Annotated in this window: 5 protein-coding genes and 1 pseudogene; 4 read left to right on the forward strand and 2 right to left on the reverse strand. The window is 69.5% G+C overall.

Annotation, left to right across the window (positions count from 1 at the left end; translation table 11 throughout):
• The coding region (locus tag FNH05_RS32745; protein WP_144592718.1) for a transglycosylase family protein at positions 1-433 on the reverse strand (433 nt) is incomplete at its 3' end.
• A 632-nt stretch (positions 434-1,065) separates the two neighbouring features.
• Here FNH05_RS32745 and FNH05_RS32750 point away from each other — a divergent pair.
• Positions 1,066-2,535 carry an FAD-binding protein gene (locus tag FNH05_RS32750; protein ID WP_144592719.1) on the forward strand — a complete coding sequence of 490 codons (1,470 nt, stop codon included), beginning with the start codon at positions 1,066-1,068 and terminating at the stop codon, positions 2,533-2,535.
• A gap of 9 nt (positions 2,536-2,544) precedes the next feature.
• Here FNH05_RS32750 and FNH05_RS32755 read toward each other — a convergent pair whose 3' ends face one another.
• The gene (locus FNH05_RS32755) at positions 2,545-3,063 is read right to left on the reverse strand and encodes a DUF1990 domain-containing protein (RefSeq protein ID WP_144592720.1); all 519 of its coding nucleotides are present in this window, start codon (positions 3,061-3,063) and stop codon (positions 2,545-2,547) included.
• A 68-nt stretch (positions 3,064-3,131) separates the two neighbouring features.
• Here FNH05_RS32755 and FNH05_RS32760 point away from each other — a divergent pair, with 68 nt between their 5' ends.
• The 3 genes and pseudogenes from FNH05_RS32760 to FNH05_RS32770 all read left to right on the forward strand — a co-directional run.
• Positions 3,132-3,716 carry a hypothetical protein gene (locus FNH05_RS32760; protein ID WP_144592721.1) on the forward strand — a complete coding sequence of 195 codons (585 nt, stop codon included), beginning with the start codon at positions 3,132-3,134 and terminating at the stop codon, positions 3,714-3,716.
• Between the two features lie 134 nt (positions 3,717-3,850).
• Positions 3,851-4,333, forward strand: a complete 483-nt coding sequence (locus FNH05_RS32765) for a DUF6448 family protein (protein WP_144592722.1) — start codon at positions 3,851-3,853, stop codon at positions 4,331-4,333.
• A gap of 102 nt (positions 4,334-4,435) precedes the next feature.
• Positions 4,436-4,626, forward strand: a pseudogene (locus FNH05_RS32770) (ABC transporter ATP-binding protein); the annotation flags it as partial.

Here is a 4,626-nt window from a genome sequence, read left to right on the forward strand (position 1 = left end):
CCTTGGCGGTCAGCGTGGTGTTGCCGCTCGGGCCGAAGTTGGCGAATTTGGCCGGGCCGGGGCCGGTCTTGCACTCCCACGGACGCGAACCCTGCTTGGCGTAGATGCGGTCCGCGACGATCTGCTGCTGCCACGGGGCGGCCCTGTCGGCGGTCGGGGCGAACTGCCCGCCACCGTTGGCGAGCCAGGTGCCGGTCACGATCTGGAACAGGCCGGCGGGGCGACCGGCGCGCTGACCAGCGGCGGTGTTGTTGACGGCGGCCGGGTTGCCGCCGCTTTCGCAGGCGATGAGACCGGCCTGCCCGGGGAAGGCGTTGGCGGTTCCGGCTCCGGCGATGCCGATCCCCCCGACGGCGGCGCCTGCGAGAGCAGCACTGACGCCGGTCCGCTTGAGGATGGTCTTCGTCTTGCTGGGCTTGCTGTGACGTCCCACTTGCGCGGGGTTCCTTTCCTTCACACCGCCCACGTCACGGCGCGCGGCATCGCGACGGCAAAATAAGCCGCAGCGAATCGGGAAAACCGCGCCAGTGGCGTTTCGGGTGGCTTCGTGGCCGCTGATCCTCGGGGTCGATCGCAGGTCACCGCCAAAGCAATTTCAGGTTACGAATGAGAAACGGCGAGTGTCACTAGGTAAGTGACCAGGGGCACAGTTTAAATGTTTGAGTAATGGGTTGTGCGCGTATTGTTTTGATCGTTGATCATGCGTTCGAAAATAAATCATGGCTTAGTGGCAGGGATTTCGAGGGCGATGAGGGGTCGTCGGACAGGCTTGGGGGAGCGCTCGTGAATTTCCTGCCGGAAGAAGGAGTACAACTGTTAATCACGAGCAAGTGTTACATCGTGCTTACGATCTTGATCCGACTCTCGGCCGTCCGTGGCCGGCGAAATGCGAACAGTGTCCACGCGGCGTCCTGGCGGGAGCGGATATGGGGGCGGCGGCGGGAGTGACCGTGCCCGAAGCGTGCGGCTCCCGTTACCGTGGGGTCCCGCGCGGGCTGCCGGAGAGTGGCCAGGCGCACGCCGCCGCCTTGGCAAATCACTAGAACAGGTTCTAGTCTCTGGGGCATGACTACGGAGACTCCGGCGGCCCTCGCGGTTGCGGATGTGACCGGCTGGTCCGACGAGGTGGACGTGCTGGTCGTCGGTGCCGGCATGGCCGGCGTCAGCGTCGCCATCGAGGCCGCGACCTCCGGCGCGCGCGTGCTGGTCATCGACCGGGGCGGCAGGCTCACCTGCACCAGCGCCATGGCGGGCGGGCACTTCTACCTCGGCGGTGGCACCCCGGTCCAGCGGGCGGCCGGTTTCGACGACACGCCCGGGGAGATGGCGAAGTTCCTCCGCGCCATGTCGCCGGAGTGCGATCCGGAGAAGATCCGGCGCTACTGCGAGGGAAGCGTCGAGCATTTCGCGTGGCTGGAGTCGCTCGGTTTCGAGTTCGAGCGCTCGTTCTATCCCGGCAAGACCGTGGTGCAGCCCGGCACCGAGGGCGTGATGTTCACCGGCAACGAGAAGGTCTGGCCGTTCCGGGAGCTGGCCGTGCCGGCACCGCGCGGGCACAAGCCGCCGGTGGAAGGCGACCTCGGCGGTGCCTCCCTGGTCGTGGGGCTGGCACTGGACCGGCTGGAGCGGCTCGGGGTCGAGGTGCGGTACGAGACCGGCGCCACCGCCCTGATCGTGGACCAGGATGGGATCGCCGGTGTCACCTGGAAGCGGTTCGGTGAGACCGGTGCGGTCCGCGCCGGTGCGGTCGTCCTGGCCGCGGGTGGTTTCGTCATGAACGCCGACATGGTCTCGGCCTACGCGCCCCGGCTCAACGCGCTGGTCGCGCGGGGGATGGCGCTGGGCAACACCCACGACGACGGGCTCGGCATCCGCCTCGGCGAGTCGGTCGGGGGAGTGGCCGACCACATGGAGGGCGCCTTCTTCACCTCGCCGTTCTATCCGCCCGAGGACACCCTGAAGGGAATCGTCGTCAACCAGGAAGGCCGCCGGTTCGTCAGCGAGGACTCGTACCACGCCCGGACCGCCTCCGCCGTCTTCGAACAGCCCGGCCAGGCGGCCTACCTGATCCTCGATTCGGAGACCATGGTCAAGCCCGCCTACGGGTTCCAGCCGCTCATCGACGGATGGGAGACGGTGGAGGAGATGGAGGAGGGCCTCGGCGTCCCCGCCGGCTCCCTCGCCAAGACCCTCACCGCGTACAACACCGCCGCCGCCGCGGGCGAGGACCCCGAGTTCCACAAGGCGCCCGAGTATGTCGTGCCCCTCGACAAGCCGCCGTACGGGGCCTACGACCTCACGCCCGGCAAGTGCTTCTACGCCGGATTCAGCTGCGGCGGCCTGCGCGTCGATCCGGACGGCAGGCTGCTGTCCAAGGACGGCGAGGTCATCCCCGGGGTGTACGCGGCGGGCGCCTGCGCGTCCAACATCGCCGTCGACGGCAGCGGCTACGCCTCGGGAACCCAGCTCGGCGAGGCTTCCTTCTTCGGGAGACTGGCCGGGCGCCACGCCGCGGCCCACGCTCGGCGGGGCTGATCAGCAGGTCTAGCCGAGCGCGGTGAGATAGCGGCGGATGATCACGTCCTGCGCCCAGTGGCCCAGCGGCCCGGCGAGCCGGGCCGGCAGCCCGGCAGGGCGGGAGAACGCGCGGATCGTGAACCTCACGCGGCCGTCGGCGCCGCGTTCCAGGAGGAAGGCCTCCTCGCCGCATTCGGGATGGCCGGGGAGCGTGCCGTAGACGAAACCGCGGCGATCCGGTTCGTCGATGACGGAGATCACCCGGCAGGGCGCCTTGACCCCGAGCAGGCCGAGGACGACCACCGCTCCCGGACGTGCCTCGGGATCGGAGGCGGCGACGCGCAGGCCCGCCCGTCGCTGTACCTGCCAATGAGCGAGATCGTGGGCCGCGGCGGCGAAATCGGCGTTCCGGGGAAGTGTCCGGGTGCGGTGGAGCACCCGGTAGCCGCGCGGAGGATCGTGTTCGGAGGCGCCCACCTCCGCATAGGTCAGTTGTTGCGCACGCAGCCGCGCGACCTGGCCTGGCGGGAGCAACCGGACACCCATACCGCTATGGTGCCAGCCCGAAGCCCGCCGCACCGGGGCCGGCGAGTTCGTGCGAAAGGAACCAAGACATGCGCTTCAGGAGGACGTTCACCATCGGCACCCTCTGCCTGCCGCTGCTGGCGACCCTTGCGTGCGGAGGTTCCACCGGCGGCGCCGCCGCGCCGCAATCGTCCACTGTGGCCGGAACGAGCAAGGCGGCACCCGTCGTCCCCGCCGGCGTCGCCGCTCCCGGGACGAAGCTGAAACTGGGCGAGCGCGCGGTGATCCCGTGGCAGGACGGCTCCGTGGCGATCACGGTGACCTCGGTCGAGCCCGGCGACGTCGCCGGTTTCCGCCAGAAGTTCGGTGAGAACGCCGAGGGCCTGCAGCCCTACTACGTCCGCTTCACGCTGGAGAACGTGGGCGGAACCGACCTGTCCATCAAGAACCCGCCCCTGGTGCGCGCCGCACTGGCCGACGGCTCGGGCACCGGAACGTTCATCACGGGCTCCGTGGAGGCCTGCGAGCCGAAGCTGACTCCGAGCACGTTCACCACCGTGGGAGCGAAGTTCGACACTTGCATCCTCGACGCCGCCGACAACGAAGACAAGGTCGCGGGAGCCCGCTACAGCAGCGGCCAGTACGACGACAAGCCGCTGCTCTGGACCCGCTGAAGCCGACGTCCGTGACGCGCGACGAGGAACAGGGGACTTTCGGCTCTTCGCCCCGGGTGCGCCGGGTTGTTGGGTTGAAGGACCGAACGACCTCGAACAAGGGAGGTGGCCGGATGCCTCCGCACTGTGACTCGATGAGCGGGCCCGTCGTCACCGCCGCCCGGGCCGCCCTGGCGACCGAGGACGTCGAACTGGTGCTCCCGTTCGTTCCCGCCGGCGCCGAGGAGGAGGTGCGCCACGCCTTCAACCGGGTGCTTCCGATGCGTGCCCTGGGCCAGGTCGCCGGTGAGCTGGCCGAGCAATGGTTCGACGAAACCGTGGTTCGCCTCCACCGTGCCGGGGAGGGCGCCCCGTTCACCGGTCTCAAACCGGCCGGCACGGACGAGGGGCCGGTCCTTCCCCTGGCCGAAAAGGCCGTGGAATCGGGCTCGACGGACCGGGTGCACGCCCTGCTGAGCGAGGAACTGCGGCAGGCGCTGCGGAGCCGTCTGGACCGGGTCCTCAGTACCGCCGCCGAGCGGGATGGGAGCGTGGCGAAGGCCAGGGAACACGTCGAAGCGACGCTCGGGTTCGAAGTGTTCTGCCATCACCTGCACCAGGCGATCACCTCCGGCTGACCTCACGACCGGGTGAACTTCGGTGTCACCGGATCATTCGTTCCCCGCACGGACCCCGCGTTGGCCCGGCGGCATCGCCCGGCCGCCCTTACAGTCCGTGACGTGGAGACGACAGGTGTGGTGGGTGCCGCGGTCACCGCCCGCGGGCTGGGCGTGCGCGGCCCCCGGGGCCCGGTCTTCGAGAACGTGGACCTCGAGGTGCCCGCGGGCGGATTCCTGGTCGTGCACGGCCCCGGCGGCTCGGGGCGCACCTCGCTGCTGCTTGCGCTGAGCGGCCGCCTGCGGTTGACGGC

Origin of the sequence: Amycolatopsis rhizosphaerae (assembly GCF_007713715.1) — a bacterium.
Classification (GTDB): Bacteria; Actinomycetota; Actinomycetes; order Mycobacteriales; family Pseudonocardiaceae; genus Amycolatopsis_E; species Amycolatopsis_E rhizosphaerae.

What these genes read in the sequence shown, in the direction of transcription:
- FNH05_RS32750 (WP_144592719.1), top strand. Translation starts at nt 1,066, where the DNA reads ATGACTACGGAGACTCCGGCGGCCCTCGCGGTTGCGGATGTGACCGGC.
- FNH05_RS32755 (WP_144592720.1), bottom strand. Translation starts at nt 3,063, where the DNA reads ATGGGTGTCCGGTTGCTCCCGCCAGGCCAGGTCGCGCGGCTGCGTGCG.
- FNH05_RS32760 (WP_144592721.1), top strand. Translation starts at nt 3,132, where the DNA reads ATGCGCTTCAGGAGGACGTTCACCATCGGCACCCTCTGCCTGCCGCTG.
- FNH05_RS32765 (WP_144592722.1), top strand. Translation starts at nt 3,851, where the DNA reads ATGAGCGGGCCCGTCGTCACCGCCGCCCGGGCCGCCCTGGCGACCGAG.